Below are 18459 nucleotides of genomic sequence, written 5' to 3'. Positions count from 1 at the left end.
CTATGGCAGATGTTGGCATCCAAAAAACCCCATTTCGTTAGTTGGTTGGGCAAATCATCTACACTCCAAATATATCTTGTATAATCCGGAAGGAATATGCGATATGTAACAAAGTATGCAATAAATGTAACATTGGTACTCCGTTGTACTATTCCTAGGTGTCCTGATATTCCGTAGGTGTTTTCTTATAGGTTTCCTTAAAACACTTGATAAAATAAGAGGGAGTATTGAAACCAACGGCATAGGCTATTTCACTTATGGATGCATCCGAGGTCCTCAAAATATGGACGGCCTGTTTTAATCGTTGTGATCTAATAAAAGCAGTAGTGGAAAGTCCGGTATAGGCCAAAAGTTTCCTATGAAGCTGCATGCGGCTCATAGCCAACTTTTCACAAAAAGCCACCGCGTTGAAGTGAGGGTCGGCAAGATTATCGTCCAAAACGCTTTGTAATTTATTTAGAAACATTTCATCCGTAGGAGTAAGTGCTATGTCCTTAGCCTCCAATATTAACTCATGGCTATATCGGGTCCGTAGCATTTTTCGGTTTCCAATAAGGTTATCCACCCTTGCCTGAAGTATCTTTAATTTAAAGGGCTTGGTAATAAAATCATCTGCCCCGGATTGCAAACCGAGAAGCTCATGATCCTCACCTACTCCCGCCGTAAGCAAAATAATGGGGATATGACTGGTCCGTTCATCGGTCTTTAATTTATTACAAAGTTCAATTCCGTCACAAAGAGGCATTCGTACGTCAGATATTATAATATCCGGAACCACTTCCAGCGCGGTATTTATTCCTTCAAGACCATTGACTGCCTCCACAATCGTATACCTGGTTTTCCAAGCCGAATTTAGAAATTCCCGTACCTCCTTATGGTCCTCAACAATTAACAAAATAGGCAAGGCACCGGAATCGCCATCAGGAGCAGCCCCTTGCATAGGTAATTTATAATCGTTCCAATCTGGATTTAAGTGGGGGCCATCCGGCTCCTTTCCTAATTCCACAACGTCCAAGTTTGCAAAATGGGACTTCATTAATGGCAAAGTCACTAAAAAGTGGATGAGCTTTGATTCCTCCATTTGCACGGTTATGGTTCCTTGATACAAACTCACCAATTCCTTTACAACAGAAAGACCAACACCGGCACCCTCCGAATATTCATTTTGCTGATAGAATCGGGTAAAGAGGTTATCCAGATCCACCTCTGAATATTGTGCTACCGTATTTTTGACACTGATTTGCACTCTTCCGTCATCCCTTTTGGCAATGAACTGACACATTCCTCCTTCACTCACATATTTGAAAGCATTGGAAAGAAGATTGATAATAATTTTTTCCAATGCATCCTCATCGAACCAAACAGGACTCAACTCATCTATATCAACCTTATAATCAATCCTTTTGATACCGGCCCTATACCTAAAAGAAGAGGTAAGCATCCCTAAAAAAAGACCCATATCACCTTTAGAAATCTTTAATTTTAATTTCCCCTTTTCCAATTTTGCCAAATGCAGTAGCTGATCCACCAAGGCTATTAAACGGTTTACATTCCTCTTGATCATGGAAAAATTTGCAAAATCCATATCTGACAGTCCACCCTGGGATAATTTCGAATCCACAGGCCCAGCAATTAAGGTCAGAGGAGTTCGGAATTCATGTGAGATATCGGTATATAGTTTTGATTTAAAACGATTTAGCTTTTTAAACCGTTCGGTTTCTTCCATTTTCAAGCGTAAGTTCAATTGCAATCGCCATTGCCATTTTAGATAACTATAAACACCGTAAGACAGCAATAAAATCAAGAAAACATAAGAAAATTTGGCTATGGGCGTCAAATACCATGGAGACATAATGGAAAAAGTAAAGCCAACCGGTTCATGATTCCAAACCCCATCATAATTACTGGCCTTTACCTGAAATTCGTATTCCCCTGGAGGCAATCTTGTATAACGAGCAAAGTTCTTTTGCCCGGAATACACCCAATCACTATCAAAATTTACCAATTTATATTGGTATTGGTTTTTTTCTGGAAGTGAATATTGCAGGCTGGAAAAGCTAAAGGATAGGGTGTTCTGATTTGCTTTCAGAGCCAGCCCATCCGTGATTGGAAAGGATGTATTATACACATCAAAACCAGTAATCGCAATCTTTGGCACTATGGTATTTTCCTTAATGTTTTTAGGTTTAAACCAATAAAATCCGTCCAAACCCCCAAAATAAAGATTACCATCGGCATCCTTAAAATACGCACCGGTATTAAATTCTGTCGCCAAGCCCTCATAATTATTGTAATTTACAATGCTGGGGGCATCCCCCAAATTGGCTGCCGGGGTAAATTTAGTAATGCCCTTATTGGAACTTAACCATAGGGATCCTTCATTATCTGACAGTATCCCGTATATCACATTATTGGCAAGTCCGTCCCTTACACTGTAATCGTAGAACTTGTTATTTTCAATGTCGTACGCATTGAGTCCGGAACCATTGGTACCTATCCAGAGTATATCATTGGGTGCATAGTACAGGCATTTTATCCTATTGCTTGATAAGGAATTTCCATTCGATACAAATTGGCGGGTTGTAAATGTCTGTTCCTTAATATCAAATAATGCAATTCCATGACCTTCGGTACCTATCCACAAATTTCCTTTGCCATCTGAGGTAATTACCCTTACATTATTACTGGGTATGCTATTTTGAAGATTTGGATCGTAATCATACCGTCTTAATTCACCCTTCACCCTATCAAACTGAATAAGACCTTGGTCCCGTGTCCCCAACCAGATCCGATTCTCCTCATCTTGATAAATGGACCAAATGGTATTTGCCGAAAGAAAACTTTCACTTTTATCGGAAAAATGCACAAAATCACCTTTGGCATCCCTCATGTTTAGGCCGCCATCCTGGGTTCCGATCCATAAATTATCCTCTTTATCTATCATTAAACTCATGACCCGATCGGAAGAAATGGTATTTTCATTTTCGCTTCCCGCCTTAAAGGTCCGCCAACTATCTTCTTCTGGGACATACTGCGTTAAACCTTTGCCCGAAGTACCAATCCAAACCGATTTCTCCCTATCTACCACAATAGACCTAACAACATCTATACTTACATTCTCTGGTGTTTGATAATCCGTAAAAGAATTAAATTTCTCCAAATATTGATCGTAATAACTAATTCCCGCCCCATCTGTTCCAAACCATAGTGTTCCTGAATAATCTTCATAAATACTAAGTATATCATTGTAATGAAGGGCAGTGGGGTTATGCTTCGCTGTACTAAAATGGGTAATTGACAATTGTTCAAAATTAATTAGATAGAGTCCCTGCCCATAAGTTGCGATCCAAAGTCTATCCATTGCATCCAAATGCAGGTCGGTTATATTCAAATCCATTGACAAACTGTCTTTAAAGCCCAAATCTTCCACGCGTTTAAATACGTTCTCCCCTGAATTCCTAAAATAAAGTCCAGCGCCAAAAGTGCCTATCCATTCCCTAGACTGTTTATCTGTAGCAATATCACTAAAATTGGCAACTACCCTATTGCCATTGGTTGTTTGGGCCTTTACCTTTTGTACGCGAACGTTACTGTAATCATATTCCACAATTTCATTGTCCATGCACAACAATAGGGCACCCTTTTCATTTTGGGTGATGTTATAAATAGTGCCCCCCGCAATATTGGGTGAAAGCATTTGACCAACCCCTTCCTTATCCGCCTTTTTTAAATAGAGTCCGTTGGAGTAGGTGCCTATCCACAGATTAAAATCCTTATCCATGAAAATGGAACTAGCGTCGTTAATTCCTTGAAGCGGAACAAAAATATTGGACTGGGTTTCGAGTTTATAAGGAATTCGATCATTGGGAATGGCCCAGACATGACCCTTCCTATCCACATAAACCTTCCCTAAATAGCTATGTGTGGCCCTGGTAACATCGGCAAACGTAAAAGGATATATACTAAAGGTACTCCCATCGTACTTGTTAAGGCCATCCTGGGTGGCAATCCACAAAAACCCTATACTATCCTGGGCAATGGAAACGGCACTGTTCTGCGAAAGTCCGTCATTAACCGAGAGCTGTCTAAATTTGATTTGATCTTGGGCATAAAGTCTCTGGGCACAATTAAAATAAATTGCACCAATGAACATCGTGAAGATAAGTTTTAGTAATTTTTTCTTGTCCACGGTTGGTCCTATCCTGATTGGTTAGATACAAGATAAGATATATCCGAGAAGAAATCAATGAAAATATTGTTTTAGGAATATAGACCACACAAGAATTGCGGCCTGGGAGGCTAGGCCCATTATTCTAAAATTCATTTAGAGAAGAAAAAAAATAACCACCAAATCGGTGCGATCCAACAGATGCAATGAGTTTATGAATTACGAGAATCGGAAACACAAGTTTAGGTAGTTCCCCCGAAACCTAAAGACTATGCGCATTCCAAAACCTACAAGTTGATTGCGTTTTTCAAATTTACATCAACATCCTTCGGATAGTTTCGCAACAATGACATGTTCGTATTAAAAAATCCTACAGGACCGCACTTTTTTTGGCAGTTAATTTTACTAATTAATATATGGTCATTGAATGCTCTTGATTATTATAAACCGTTTATAGATCATTTTTACAAAACTAAATTCTTAATACCTCCTGTCCGTTACAGCCTTATTATCAACAAGAGACCTATTTTTATTTGTATCTACCTTATGTTCCACTAAATTGTTTTCATGGGAAGTTGCCCGCTCATTGTCCGTAAGAACAGCAACAACAAGTACTAAAACTAAAACGATAAAAAAAGCTATACATTTATTCATCACCTGGGTTTTGGTTCTATCAAACCCAATATGTTTCCCTTTGAAGAAAACAATTGGTGAACCAAATGTATATGAAATGTAAGAGCATATACCCCTTAATTGTGTAAATGGTAAAAATTCCTGTATAAATGACATTGGGCAAATTCAAGATACTTCTAATTCCATTCCCAGATGAAAACCATTATCCCAAGTCTATCTTTCCCTAAAGGTCCAATCTTAATCCAATAACCACCAACTATACTCAATTCAAATCCATTGACACAAAATATTAAAAGCTTAACGAACAATATTTCTAATTTTGAGTATCTTTCCTATACTATGTTAGAAGCAGTTTTAGTAGACGACGAAATTAAAGCCCTACAGAGTCTTTCTTGGGAGCTGACCAACTTTAGTGATGAAATTAAAGTGGTAGCTTCCTTTACGGATCCTTTTGAGGCGTTAAAATATTTGGAGCAAAACCCTCCAGACTGTTTATTCCTGGATATAGAAATGCCCACAATGGACGGATTTCAATTTATTCAGAAATTACATAACAAGGAATTTCCTGTGGTCATCACCACTGCCTATAACCAATATGCGATAAAAGCCCTTAAGAACGAAGCAATAGATTATCTTCTAAAACCAATAGACACAGATGATTTAAATGCTACCATCGCTAAAATAAAAAAGTTCAACAGCAAAAATTATACTGCAGAAAAGCTGGAGAAAATATTGTTGAAATTCAATTCCGATTCGCTTCAAAAAAAGATTACTATAAATACAGACGGGAAATTATTATTTTTACAAAGTGATGAAATTCTATTTGCTGAATCCGATGGGAATTACAGTACCTTATTTTTAAGCGATGGACAAAAAATTTTGCTTACCAAAAAATTAAAGGAGGTAAATCAGATACTACCTAAGGATACTTTTTTTAGAATTCACAATTCCTTTATTATCAACCTTAATAAAATAAAGGAGTTTCTTAAAACAGATGGTTACGTAATATTACAGTCCAACCATAAAATACCTGTTTCAAGACAGAAAAAGTCCGACTTTCTAGATTTAATATAATCTATCATTATGAAATTTCCCTCTTTATTTTTTTCTATCATTTGTCGACTTCCATTCTTAAATAAAGTTAGCTTCTTTTTTTTTTTAGTTTTTGCCACTCTTTCTCTTTCCAAGGCCAATTCGCAGGTAGTTTCAGAAGAATTTAAAAGAATAACGGACAGCCTAATAAAAGCAAGGCCAACAACCTATGAAGGACTGGATTCTGTGCTGAACCCCAAAAGAACTGATACAATTTACATGCGTTATTTCAATAGTGAAGCGCTAATAAAGAAATATCCTATAGGGCAGTCCTACGCCTTAAACCAACTTGGAAGAAAATATAGGGACATTTCCAATTACCCAAAGGCGGTTGCCCTCCATGAAAAGGCCTTAGAAGCCGCCCTACAAGATAACAACTTAGAGTTCCGGGTCTATAGTTTAAATATGTTGGGCGTAGTCTATAGAAGAAGTGACGCCATTAAAATTGCACTGGATTACCATCAGGAAGCTTTGGAATTGGCCGAAAGCGTGAACAATCCTTCCAATGATCTTAAAAAAAGTATTAATGTATCCCTTAACAGCATAGGTAACCTTTATTTAATCCTGAAACAATACGATATAGCCATTGCTCAATTTAAAAGGGCAATGGCTTCTGCCAAGGAGCTTGGCAATAAGTTAGGCCTCGCCATTAACTATCAAAATATTGGGGAATGCTTGGAGTACAAGGGTGAATTGGAAGAGGCCCTACACTACTACAGGACCTCTTTGGATTACAATAACGAAATTGATAGCGATAAGGGAAGGGTTATATGCAAAAATAGTATTGCCCAGATCTATATAAAGCAAAACAAATTAACACAGGCATTGGAAATTCTTGAACCCAACCTGTTGGCTGCAGAATCTTTGGGGGACATGTCTATCGTAGCTGTCATAAACATCAATATGGGCTGGGCCCTGATGGAGTTAAAACAATATGCAGAATCGGAAAAATACCTTGTGACCGGGTTGGAAATGTCCAAAAAACATCATTTACCGAGTTATATAGCCCATGCTTATAATTACTTATCCAAATTATACACTTACAAGGGCGATTACAAGAATGCCTTGGAGTACTACCAAATGGCCGAAAAATTCAACGAAGAAATCAATAGTGAGGTCAATCGCCGTTATATCAACGATTTGATCATAAAATATGAAACCGAGAAAAAAACCAACCAAATTGAAGCCTTGGCCAGGGAAAACGAATTCATGAACCTACGGCTTCGCAAGAAAACAAACACTCTGATCATTGGGGCCCTGGGGATGGCCCTTCTAACTTTTATTCTTTATATACTATACCGACAGAAAGAGCTAAAAAATGAAAAACAGATCCTTACACTGGAGCAAAGCATGTTGCGCAGCCAAATGAACCCCCATTTTTTGTTCAATTCCCTAAATTCAATTAAACTATATATCATTAACAATGAAAAGAAGAATGCGGTGCACTACCTTAATAAATTCTCCAAGTTGGTCCGCAAAATTCTTGAAGCTTCCTCATTAAAAGAAATATCCCTGGCCGATGAACTGGAGACTATAGACCTCTATATGAACATTGAAAATATTAGATTTTCGCACGAGATAAATTTCACTGTGCGGGTAGACGAACCTATTGATGAGCACACCGTTAAGATACCTTCGTTAATTCTCCAACCTTTCCTGGAAAATGCCCTCTGGCACGGACTCTCCTCAAAAGAAGGTGAGAAAAAGATCCATCTACACGTAAGCAGGGAAAATGAGAAATTTATTCAAATAAGCATCACCGATAACGGTGTTGGCCGGGAGGCCTCCGAAAGAATAAAGGAAAGTAAGATTTTGAAGCGAAAGTCCATTGGCATCGATATTACCAAGGAAAGGTTGGCCAATTTTTCCAAAGACTTTGAGAACTCCTTTCAGGTAGAAATAATTGACCTGTATGATTCCAATAAAGTGGCCCTGGGTACCAAAGTGGTCCTACACATCCCTACCCATTAGTATGCTCTAGGGCAATTTGCTCCAATTCGGCATACCATTTTTTTCCAAACTTGCGAATCAAGGCCTCCTTTACAAATTTGTAAATTGGAACCTTAAGCTCCTTGCCCAAGGAACATGCAGGATCACAGATTTCCCATTTATGATAGTTCACTGCCGTAAGTTCCGAATACTCGCGTACACGTATGGGGTACAAATGACAGGATACAGGCTTTTTCCATTTGGTAGCTCCTTGATTATATGCCTCTTCGAGGCCGCATTTGGTGATACCCTTGTCATCAAAGATTACATAAGCACATTCACTGCCATTCACCAAAGGCGTTTCCCATTCACCATCCTCCCCACGAATAAAGGCCCCCTGCTTTTCTATTTCAGCAATACCTTCGGGACGTAAAAAGGGTTTTACCTTGCTATAGATATCTACCAAAATCTCTGTTTCCTTATCTTCAAGGGGTGCTCCGGCTTCGCCATCAACGCAACAGGCCCCCTTACAGGCACTTAAATTACAGACGAAATCGTTCTCAATAATTTCCTCCGATACTATTGTTTTTCCCAGTTGGAACATACCATTTTATTAGGCGACAAATATAATTCTTTAAGGCATATATTTTCCTTTAAATAAATCCAAATACCCCTAATTAAACGTAAATTTGCCGCGTCTTAGCTAGGAAAGGCCAACATGTACGTTAGAAACTAGGATTATATTTTTTTAATTATGGAATTCAATTTTAATTTTCGGGAAATAGTTACTGCCAGTATGGTACTTTTTGCGGTTATAGATATAATAGGGAGCGTCCCTATCATAATTTCCCTAAGGAACAAAGTGGGACATATCCAATCGGGTAAAGCCTCTGTTGTTTCGGCCTGTATTATGGTGGCCTTTTTATTTGTAGGGGAAGAAATTTTAAATCTAATAGGGATCGATGTCAACTCTTTTGCCGTTGCCGGGTCTTTTGTGATCTTCTTTTTGGCCATAGAGATGATTTTGGGAATCACCCTATACAGGGACGATCAACCCGAAAGCGCCTCTATAGTACCAATTGCCTTTCCCTTGATTGCCGGTGCCGGTACAGTAACCACTTTACTTTCATTAAGGGCAGAATACTACGTAGAGAATATCATTGTTGCCATAGTTATAAATGTTATTTTTGTTTACTTTGTCCTGAAGTCCTCTAGAAGAATAGAGCATATTTTGGGTAAAAACGGACTTAATGTAATCCGAAAAATATTTGGTGTTATACTTTTGGCCATCGCTGTGAAGCTATTTACCTCGAATATCAACCAGTTATTTTAATCTTTTAAGCAATCGATCAGATGAACAAAATTTTAATAGTAATTCTTATTGTACTGGGATTGGGCTTAATTGCCTATAACGTGACCTTGGTAGATTTTAAGGAACCTTTTCAAGGAAATAGCATAATAGCCTTAATTGGAATCTTGGCCGCCTTATGTGCCATAGTACTTTTGTTGATTTATAGTACTTCCAAAAAAATCCAGAAAAAAATTGAGCAGGATTAGTTGGTAGCTTCGATCCTATCAGCTTCTTTTTGCCTTATAGTTGGTTTATCCAATTCCAGCACCTTCATTAACATATCATCCCCGCCACTTTTTATTTTGGCATAGACATTGGGGTCGAACAACTGTTCTGCCAGGGTTGCCTTAATATATAGCTTTATCCTTTCTTCAAAAGCATAAAAGTCCAACTTGATATTTCTTTCCAGACAATAATCTATAAATACCTCAAAAAGGATATCATCCACTCTAAAGTTATTTATAAATTCTTCTTTGGAATACCCTTTATACTGTGCCCTGTTCCCATCCAAATGCTCAAACACAAAATAGGACAAAAAGCCCAAACTTTCCATGCTTTCAAAATATTCCGATTCGTTGGACCCAATGGGCACAAAAACATCCGGGATAATACCTCCTCCGCCATAGACCACCTTGCCTTTTGGAGTTTTAAACTTTAGTGAATCGGCTACTTTAATACTGTCTACCGAAATTAGTTCCCCGCTATGGTAGCGATCTGTAAATTTCTGATAATAATCCTTGTTTCCCTTTTCGTAGGATTTCTGAATGGAACGCCCGGTAGGGGTATAATATCGGGATACGGTTAAGCGAACGGCAGAGCCGTCCCCCAAATCCATTTCGCGCTGCACCAGACCCTTGCCAAAAGACCTGCGCCCAACAATAGTGCCTATATCATTATCCTGTAAGGATCCGGCTATGATTTCGCTGGCAGAAGCGGAACGCTCATTAATTAACACGTACACGGGTTTATCCTCAAAATCCCCTTTTTTAGTAGCAAACACTTTATCTATCTTGCCCTTTTTGTTTTTGGTGAACAAAATCAATTTCCCATCGGCCAGAAATTCATCCGCCATTTGTTCTGCAATCCCCAAATATCCCCCGGGGTTATCCCTTAGATCCAAGGTTAATTTCTTTGCTCCTTGGGCCTCTAATTTTCTCAAGGCCTTCTTAAACTCCTTATAGGTTGATTCGGCAAAACGATTGACCTTGATATAGCCCATATCGTTGGTCAGCATAAAGTAGGCCTCCACACTTTTTATGGGAACCACATCCCGTTTTATATTTACACTAAAGGTCCTATTATCGTCCTTCCTATAAACCTGCAATCTTACCGGAGATCCCTTTTTGCCCTTTAATTTTTCAACAACCAGGTTATTGGGGATGTTTTCCCCGAACAGAGTATCATTATCTGCCATTAATATCCTGTCTCCCGCTTGAAGACCTTTGAGAAAGCTTGGTCCGTCCTCAATAGTCCTAATCACGGAAATAGTATCCTTGTACATATAGAAATTAACGCCTATCCCTACAAAATCGCCTTTCATATTCTCGGAGACCTTATCCATCTCCTGTTTGGGGATGTAAACCGAATGTGGATCCAATTTCTCCAGAATATTGTTTACGGTGACATCTACAATACTGTCCGTATTAATTTCGTCTACATACTCGTAATCTATATAATCTATTAATCTGTTGAGTTTATCCTTTTTTGAATTGGTGGTGAAAAGCTTCTCGGGAGAATCATTAAAATTCAATTTTCCACCCACGAATATACCCGCGGCCAGAGCCAGGGCAATTATTGTGGGCCATATGTAGGAATTTTTTCTCTTCATGATTCAAAATGGCATTTACACGTTCACAATAATGGGCAGGTGAACGAGCTGCACTCCGGCTTTTTCAAGAAATTGCAATCCAGAGTTATCTTTATAAGCTGTCTGATATACTACACGTTTTATGCCAGACTGATGTATTAACTTACTGCATTCCTTACAAGGTGACAATGTTATGTACAATGTGGCACCTTCACAGGACTGGGTGGAAGAGGCTACTTTGGATATGGCATTAGCCTCGGCATGTAGAACATACCATTTGGTATATCCTTCTTCGTCCTCGCAAATATTTTCAAATCCGGTCGGAGTCCCATTGTAACCATCTGAAATTATCATCCTATCCTTCACTATTATTGCCCCTACCTGCTTGCGTTTGCAAAAGGAGAGTTTGCCCCATTCACTGGCCATACGTAAGTAAGCCTTGTCGTACTTTTCCTGTTTACGTTCCTTCATCCGTTGATTTTTCCCATTTATTCACGAGCCCATTTCCCTTATAAATGTCTCCAGACCCCTTAGCCGTTACCCCAATGGTTTGCTTTTACAAAGGTAAGGGAACTTTTTATTGAAAATATTAGCGAATTGGGAATAATATAACTTTTCCATACTAAGATAGCTTCTAGCTACAACCCATACAATCCAGAAAGGTTAAGATTTAGCCAAACTCTACCAAGGAAACGTAGCAAACAACATAGGTATTGTAATCAATAGGATAATAATCGATGTAACTTGGGTAAAAAGAGGTTGTTTAACCGTAAATAAAGATCTTACAATATAATTCATGCAGAGTACCGCCAGTAGAATTAATATTTGGGAAAATTCTATACCCACCGCAAAACCCAGTAAGGGAGAGATTTTTTCCTCTTCCCCGGCCATCAGCATCTTAAAGTAATTGGAGAACCCAAAACCATGAACGAGGCCAAAGAATCCGGTTGCTACACTATAAAGTACCATATCCCTATGCTCTGCGACTTTATTGGCATGGAATAGATTGTGAATAACAGTAAAAAAAATAGTAATAGGAATTAGAAACTCTATCAACCCAACATCAACTGTCAATACCCCATACACCGAAAGGGCAAGGGAGGCGCAATGTGCAATTGTAAAAATAGTGGCGAGCACCAATATTTTTTTCCAGTTTGCAAAGGTAAACGGAACCGCCAGGGCTGCCAAGAACAAAATATGGTCATAGGCATCCAAATCCAAAACATGCTCCAATCCCATCTGAATATAAAACCAAAAATTTCCCATTGTCCAGAATAAAATTTAGATTTATTTAATTAATGTTCTAAAGACCTCTTTCTTGTTGAATAATCTCATAGGCTTTCTGAACTTCCTTAAACTTTTCCTCGGCCCCTTTCTTAATAGCTTCGTTTTCAGTATTTACCCTGTCAGGATGATATTTTTTGGCCATGGTCCTATAAGCCTTTTTAACTTCATCGTCCGTCACCGTTTTTTCAATTTCCAATATTTTGTAGGCATTATCGGCCGATTTGATAAACATGGCCTTAATACTTTCAAAATCTATATTGCTTACCCTAAAATAACCTGCTATTTCCGAAATCTTACCGATTTCCGCAGGGCGCAGGGTACCATCCGCTTGGGCTATACCAAACAAAAAATGCAATAATTGAAGCCTAACTTCATATCTGGTACGCTGATTTAGATAGTTGCATATACGTTCGGCCGAGACTTCCCTTTTTTTAACCACCTCATTAAAGGTCCTAAAAATGGCATTGGCCTTATCCTTCCCATAGGTGCTTACAAAATATCGTCTTACATAATCCATCTCTGTCTGACTAACGGAACCGTCCGCCTTTATGACAATGGAACAAAGGGAAAGCAAATTGATCTCAAAATCGGCCGGAGATACATGCTGTTGGGTAATATCCCTAAAAACAGAACGCCCTCCCCCACTGCCAGAGCTTTTCAAATTATCGAAAAAGCTACCTATAATAAATCCCAGTATAGCCCCAGGAAACCTAAAGACATAATACCCCAATATTGCGGCAAACCATTTAATCATCTTTATTTCAAATTTTGGCAAAGATATAATTTTAAGGTACAATAGAAGGTTTAATGAAAAGTTAAGGTATTTAGTTAGGATGCCTTAAAATGGTTATCTTTGAAAACTTTATCAATAATCGAATAAAAATATATATTATGTATCCTGCAGAATTAGTAAAACCTATGAGACAAGACTTGGCAATAGCCGGTTTTGAAGAACTATATACAGCCGATGCGGTTAAAAGTGCCCTTGGGAAGGAAGGAACTACCTTGGTAGTGGTCAATTCGGTTTGTGGCTGTGCAGCCGCCAATGCAAGACCTGCTGCCAAAATGAGCCTTCAGAATCCAAAAAAACCAAACCATTTGGTAACCGTTTTTGCCGGTGTAGACACTGAAGCTGTGAATGCCGCCAGGAATGCCATGATCCCTTTTCCACCATCTTCGCCAAGTATGGCATTGTTCAAAGACGGAGAATTGGTACACATGATAGAACGTCATCATATTGAAGGTAGGCCTGCAGAAGTGATTGCAGAGAATTTAATGGAAGCTTACAACGAATTTTGTTAATGTGGGAATACCCCATTAATATTCATTAAATATTATTGAATGAAACCGCTTTGTAAAAGAGCGGTTTTTTATTTTTGTAGCATGCAAAAAGTATTGGCATTTCCTTTGTCTGCCCTTTACCTCATATTATTTGGGTTAACATTGCTTCTGTTCCATCCCGTTCAATGGGTCTGTTTTAATTGGTTCGGCTATAATGCCCACCGAAAAAGTGTGGCTCTATTGAACCTCTGCCTGCTTCGCTGTACCCATGTACTTGGAACCCGTTATACCTTTAACAATCCACAAGATATACCAACCGATAGACCGGCCATTATTGTGCTCAACCATCAAAGTATGCACGATATACCCCCTATTATTTGGCACATGCGAAAACATCACCCCAAATTTGTGAGTAAGATGGAATTGGGCAAAGGAATACCCAGCGTGTCCTATAACCTAAGGCATGGCGGTTCGGTACTCATAAATAGAAAGGATAATAGGCAGTCCCTAACAGAAATTGCAAAACTGGGCGCTTATATCCAAAAATACAATCGTTCCGCCGTTATATTCCCGGAGGGTACCAGAAGTAAGACGGGACAACCAAAAAAATTCCATACCACTGGATTAAAGATCCTTTTAAAAAAGGCCCCTTCCGCCCTGATTATCCCCATTAGCATCAACAATTCCTGGAAAATGTTGAAATACGGCAAATTTCCTTATGGAATTGGTAATCACATAAGCTTTGAAGTACATAGGCCATTGGAAAACGCCGGGGATGTGGAAGAACTCATAGAAAACATTGAAAGAACTATAACCCAGGCCATAATTACATCTGCATGACCAACACCCAAATCATAGAGGAAACAATTGCCTTTGTTAAAGAAACATTGAAAGGCGCAGAAGGGGGACACGATTGGTTCCATATCCAGCGGGTCTTTAAGAACACCCTTCTTATAGCAAAAGATGAAAAGGTAGATGTACTTGTGGTTAGCCTCGGGGCATTGCTACACGATATTGCAGATGCTAAATTTAATGGTGGGGATGAAACCGTTGGGCCAAAAATGGCATCTGTGTTTTTACAATCTTTGGAGGTAGATAAAAAGATAGTGGACCACGTGGTAAAGATTATTGAAAATATATCCTATAAATCCAGTTTGGATTCCAAAAAGCTATTTACGTCCAAGGAATTGCAGGTGGTACAGGATGCCGATCGTTTGGATGCCATTGGCGCTATTGGAATTGCACGTGCCTTCAACTACGGTGGTTTTAAGAATAGGGAGCTTTATAATCCGGAAATTGCTCCCAACCTACAAATGACCAAGGAGGAGTACAAAAAATCCAAGGCGCCTACCATAAATCATTTTTATGAAAAATTACTGCTCCTAAAAGACAAGATGAATACTGAATCTGGCAAGAAACTGGCTGAAAAAAGACACGAATTCATGTTGGACTATCTAGAGCAATTCTATAAGGAATGGAACGGTAATGCCTAATATGCAACGTAAATTCTCTTCGATATAATTAAATTACCCATTGGTTTAGGCTTGACTGAACTCTATACCCAAGCTTGTTTTCAATACTTTCTCCAAGAATATTAAAAACCATGTGCTTAAATAACGTGAGTTCTAATTATATTTAATTATTAATGAGCTATTTATGATAATTTTGTCCGGTCGAGACCCAAGAAATTTTATTTTTCAAGCGGATAAAATGACATGATTTTAAAAATTTGATTTTGGGGTAAATATCAAATATGATACAGGTAGAGAGACAGTTAAAGGTATGAGTTATAAACTGAAGGTTTCCAGATCGTCATTTCGAATGCACATGAGAAATCGCACATCCAGCTCCCGGCCAGTATGTGTGACTTCTCGTCGTCCCGAAAAGGGACTCTGTCGAAGTGACTATCGTTACCAATTCATATCATTCATATTGAGACTATTAATAAAGACGTCAATGGTAGCCTGCCTACCGCCAAGCAGGCTCATCCCGATGGTTATCGGGAGAGACCTCAATTTAAAGATATAACTGTCAAAAAAACCTCTGTACTCCACCTGCCTTCGGCAGGCAGGCTCGAGGGGACAGTAGCAATTTTTTTATTTGCACAAGATCAATGTCTTGCAATTATTTTTACGTTGAACTCACCTTAAAATAACTTTAACTGGCCGCCCTTATAGGCTTCGTACAGCTCTGTATTAAGTTTTGGAAATACTTTGTCCTTAAAATATTTTTGTCGCGCCAAATGGGCCATATCCTTAATTTGCTGGGCAATTTCGCCTTCACCCCTGTTACGTATACCAAATCTACTATCGTTTAAAGAACCCCCATGGCAGTCCGCTATCTGCTGCAATACTTTATTGGCCCTGTCTGGTAAGGTCTTTCTTATCCAATCCTCAAATATTTGCCCTATGGCCCCATTAAGCCTAACTACTGTGAACCCAAAGGAAAGTGCCCCGGCATCGCATACGGCTTTGGCCAAGTTAAGAATTTCATGACTGTTTATACCGGGTATAATAGGGGCCAACATTGCATTTACCGGTATATGGTTTTCGGCCAAGTGCCGAATTGTCTCCAGTCGCTTTTTTATAGTGGCCGTTCTAGGTTCCAGTATGCGCCTGGTTTCTTCGGACAAAGAGGTTACGGAAACATTTACAGCAATCAAATTCTCCTGCGCCAATTGTGTAAGAATGTCCAAATCCCTAAGAACCAATACATTTTTGGTAATGATACCCACCGGATGCCGGTATTTTAGAAACACTTCCAAACAAGCTCTGGTAATCCCAAATTGCTTTTCAGCAGGTTGGTAGCAGTCCGTATTCCCTGATAGGACAATGGTAGCCGCCTTCCAACTTCTACTTTTCAATTTAGCTTCCAATAGGGCAGGCGCGTCCTTTTTGACCAAAATCTTGCGTTCAAAATCAAGTCCCGCACTATAGCCCCAATATTCGTGGGTATTCCTGGCATAACAATAGATACATCCGTGTTCGCAACCTTGATAAGGATTGAGGGAATAATTCATGCCCACATCGGGACTACTGACTTTGTTTACAATAGTCTTTGGAAAAATAGGAAGGTACTGCGTCTTGTTACGATCCGATATCTCCCCTTCAATACGGCAGAATTCCAAAAAATCGTCCCTTAGTTCATTGGAGAATTCGGCAAACCTATTGTTCGTGTTTTTCTGGGCCCCTCTACCCTTGATATATTCTTTCTCTTGCAAAATAATGGATTTAATCCAAAAATATGGATTATTTCCAATAATAATCAATTTGTATCTGTTAATTAACAGACCTATCCAGGAGTATGGGGTATAGCGAATCTATGAAAGAGTTCTTATTTATTAAGGCCGGTAATTTCAACCTTGACCAATTGCTTTTTGGATCCCCTTTTGGCATAATAAAGCATATTATTGTTTTCCTTGCCTATTAATGGCATGGAAACCATTAAGGGGAGGCGTGCTTCGTGGTCATCAATCACCTTTTCATAACTTATCTTCCCGTCCTTGTCCAATTGGATCATAAATACATTTCTGTTACGGCTAAGTCCCTGTTTAAAAACTAGCCTTTCACCACTTAACAATTGTGGATTTTCTGCGGCCGTGCTGATCAAATAATAAGTATTGTCGCCACTGGCACAAGAACTGTATGACGCGTAAGCGCCATCTCCCTGGGTGACCTCTGACTTATTAATATTTCTTGCCCAAATGATATCTCCTTCAGAATTTAATTTGGCACTGACAATATCGTTGTAATGAAACCTTTCTATTTTCACCCTGGAACCGGTTGGGTCCTGCTGCACACTGGAGGTAACAAAGTATTCCTCCGCATTAAAAAGAATGGAATTATCCTTGGTAACGCTGACATTCTTAAAGACCAAATTTTTAATTTCCGTGTCGTCTTCCCTTCCAAACTTATCCTCCATGAATTGTTGTGAAAACGCATTGTATTTTTTTGCCTTGATGCCCAAAGAATTCCTATCAAGTTCAAAATAGGCCAAACCATTATATCTATTGTCCTTTCTGTCTGCATAAAAACCAACACAGATCAACTTATCATTAACCATAACGGGTTTTAAAGCTTCCGAAAATTTACCTGGGTCATCAAAAGTCTGTGTAATGGCCCCATTCTTGTCAACCTTTAGCAATTCGTATTGAAATTTGCGTTCCGTAGCCGCGAAACGCTTCTTTTTATAATAGGCCTTACCAACCAGATAGACTTGGTTTAGATCTTTTGAAGTAACCATGTTTTCAAAGGCATAGTTCTTTTCCTCTATTTCTGCAGAAAAATCATATTCTATGAGTTTTTTTAGGCCACTATTGAAGAGATATACAAAGTGCTTTTCGTCTTTTCCTTTTTTATAGTGGGTACTGATGGCAATAGCGGATTTGTCCTCATTAAGAAAAGCAGTGGTAGTAAAACCTGATGAAAAATTCCTCTTATAGTAATTATGGTCCAAAGGTTCGCTTACCTGCTCAGAAGGTATGGAAAGAATGGTCTCCTCAATAAAATTAAAAGTGTCTATTGGACTTCTATGTACCACATAATCATAGGAGCCTTTGCCAAGATTGTAATCCAAGAACAAGATATTAAGTTGTCCGTTCTTTACAAATGCATTTACAAAATCAAGGCCTTTTAGCTTGTAATTATATTCCCCTACCAGGTCCAAATCCTTATTGTAATGTTCAATATAATATCCTTTGGGCTTCAGGATTATGCCGGTGTAATAGGAACGCACCAAAATAGAGCCTCCCATTCCGTCATCCGAAATTTCCAATAGATTGGAATATTTATACCTATCGTTATATTTTTCTCCAAAGCTATATTTAACAGGCAATTGCTGAGCCTGTGTCAGGAAAAAAAAGCACAAAAACAAACATGGTAACACAAGATTTTTCCCAATATCCATAACAAA

Annotated in this window: 16 protein-coding genes; 7 read left to right on the top strand and 9 right to left on the bottom strand. The window is 38.8% G+C overall.

Translation table 11 applies throughout. The annotated features are described in order from the left end of the window. Positions 1–154 precede the first annotated feature (154 nt). The gene (locus tag U735_RS0124170; protein WP_051892322.1) at positions 155–4153 is read right to left on the bottom strand and encodes a two-component regulator propeller domain-containing protein; all 3999 of its coding nucleotides are present in this window, start codon (positions 4151–4153) and stop codon (positions 155–157) included. 495 nt (positions 4154–4648) lie between these two features. Then, positions 4649–4822: a hypothetical protein gene (locus U735_RS25640; RefSeq protein WP_157365041.1), complete on the bottom strand. Its 174-nt coding sequence runs from the start codon at positions 4820–4822 to the stop codon at positions 4649–4651. Positions 4823–5140: 318 nt separating this feature from the next. Between U735_RS25640 and U735_RS0124160 the strand changes: the two genes are divergently transcribed. Together U735_RS0124160 and U735_RS0124155 are read left to right on the top strand one after the other, a co-directional pair. Further along, positions 5141–5875 (top strand): LytR/AlgR family response regulator transcription factor, encoded by a 735-nt coding sequence (locus U735_RS0124160; protein WP_031446283.1) that lies wholly within the window; start codon positions 5141–5143, stop codon positions 5873–5875. Between the two features lie 237 nt (positions 5876–6112). Further along, entirely contained in the window at positions 6113–7864 is a 1752-nt protein-coding gene (locus U735_RS0124155; RefSeq protein WP_232233323.1) for a tetratricopeptide repeat-containing sensor histidine kinase, read from the top strand. Here the strand turns inward: U735_RS0124155 and U735_RS0124150 are convergent. Continuing rightward, entirely contained in the window at positions 7854–8426 is a 573-nt protein-coding gene (locus U735_RS0124150; RefSeq protein ID WP_031446281.1) for a DUF3109 family protein, read from the bottom strand. The two genes, U735_RS0124155 and U735_RS0124150, sit on opposite strands and share 11 nt — an antisense overlap. 150 nt (positions 8427–8576) lie before the next feature. On the opposite strand from U735_RS0124150, the gene U735_RS0124145 reads away from it, so the two are divergent. Both U735_RS0124145 and U735_RS0124140 read left to right on the top strand, forming a co-directional pair. Next, the gene (locus U735_RS0124145; protein ID WP_031446280.1) at positions 8577–9155 is read left to right on the top strand and encodes a MarC family protein; all 579 of its coding nucleotides are present in this window, start codon (positions 8577–8579) and stop codon (positions 9153–9155) included. Positions 9156–9175: 20 nt separating this feature from the next. Next, the gene (locus U735_RS0124140; RefSeq protein ID WP_031446279.1) at positions 9176–9379 is read left to right on the top strand and encodes a hypothetical protein; all 204 of its coding nucleotides are present in this window, start codon (positions 9176–9178) and stop codon (positions 9377–9379) included. On the opposite strand, the gene U735_RS0124135 is transcribed toward U735_RS0124140, so the two are convergent. The 4 genes from U735_RS0124135 to U735_RS0124120 all read right to left on the bottom strand — a co-directional run bounded on the left by U735_RS0124135 (position 9376) and on the right by U735_RS0124120 (position 13021). Beyond that, entirely contained in the window at positions 9376–11001 is a 1626-nt protein-coding gene (locus U735_RS0124135) for a S41 family peptidase (protein WP_031446278.1), read from the bottom strand. The two genes, U735_RS0124140 and U735_RS0124135, sit on opposite strands and share 4 nt — an antisense overlap. Before the next feature lie 15 nt (positions 11002–11016). Next, positions 11017–11451 (bottom strand): deoxycytidylate deaminase, encoded by a 435-nt coding sequence (locus U735_RS0124130; protein WP_031446277.1) that lies wholly within the window; start codon positions 11449–11451, stop codon positions 11017–11019. A gap of 210 nt (positions 11452–11661) precedes the next feature. Next, a complete protein-coding gene (locus tag U735_RS0124125) occupies positions 11662–12246 on the bottom strand; it encodes a HupE/UreJ family protein (RefSeq protein ID WP_031446276.1) in 585 nt (194 codons plus the stop codon). A 37-nt stretch (positions 12247–12283) separates the two neighbouring features. Then, on the bottom strand, positions 12284–13021 hold the full coding sequence (locus U735_RS0124120) for a tellurite resistance TerB family protein (protein WP_031446275.1): 738 nt from the start codon (positions 13019–13021) through the stop codon (positions 12284–12286). A 137-nt stretch (positions 13022–13158) separates the two neighbouring features. On the opposite strand from U735_RS0124120, the gene U735_RS0124115 reads away from it, so the two are divergent. The 3 genes from U735_RS0124115 to U735_RS0124105 all read left to right on the top strand — a co-directional run bounded on the left by U735_RS0124115 (position 13159) and on the right by U735_RS0124105 (position 15041). Then, complete coding sequence (locus U735_RS0124115) at positions 13159–13569, top strand: BrxA/BrxB family bacilliredoxin (protein ID WP_031446274.1); 411 nt, start codon at positions 13159–13161, stop codon at positions 13567–13569. 81 nt (positions 13570–13650) lie between these two features. Next, complete coding sequence (locus tag U735_RS0124110) at positions 13651–14388, top strand: lysophospholipid acyltransferase family protein (RefSeq protein ID WP_031446273.1); 738 nt, start codon at positions 13651–13653, stop codon at positions 14386–14388. Continuing rightward, positions 14385–15041 (top strand): HD domain-containing protein, encoded by a 657-nt coding sequence (locus U735_RS0124105; RefSeq protein ID WP_031446272.1) that lies wholly within the window; start codon positions 14385–14387, stop codon positions 15039–15041. The genes U735_RS0124110 and U735_RS0124105 overlap by 4 nt, the downstream gene beginning before the upstream one ends. A 653-nt stretch (positions 15042–15694) precedes the next feature. On the opposite strand, the gene U735_RS0124100 is transcribed toward U735_RS0124105, so the two are convergent. Together U735_RS0124100 and U735_RS0124095 are read right to left on the bottom strand one after the other, a co-directional pair. Beyond that, entirely contained in the window at positions 15695–16768 is a 1074-nt protein-coding gene (locus U735_RS0124100; RefSeq protein WP_031446271.1) for a PA0069 family radical SAM protein, read from the bottom strand. Positions 16769–16881: 113 nt separating this feature from the next. Then, positions 16882–18453 (bottom strand): hypothetical protein, encoded by a 1572-nt coding sequence (locus U735_RS0124095; protein ID WP_031446270.1) that lies wholly within the window; start codon positions 18451–18453, stop codon positions 16882–16884. Positions 18454–18459: the final 6 nt, after the last annotated feature.

This window comes from Arenibacter algicola, from assembly GCF_000733925.1.
GTDB classification, from domain to species: domain Bacteria; phylum Bacteroidota; class Bacteroidia; order Flavobacteriales; family Flavobacteriaceae; genus Arenibacter; species Arenibacter algicola.
This window is presented reverse-complemented; position numbering and strand designations above follow the sequence as displayed.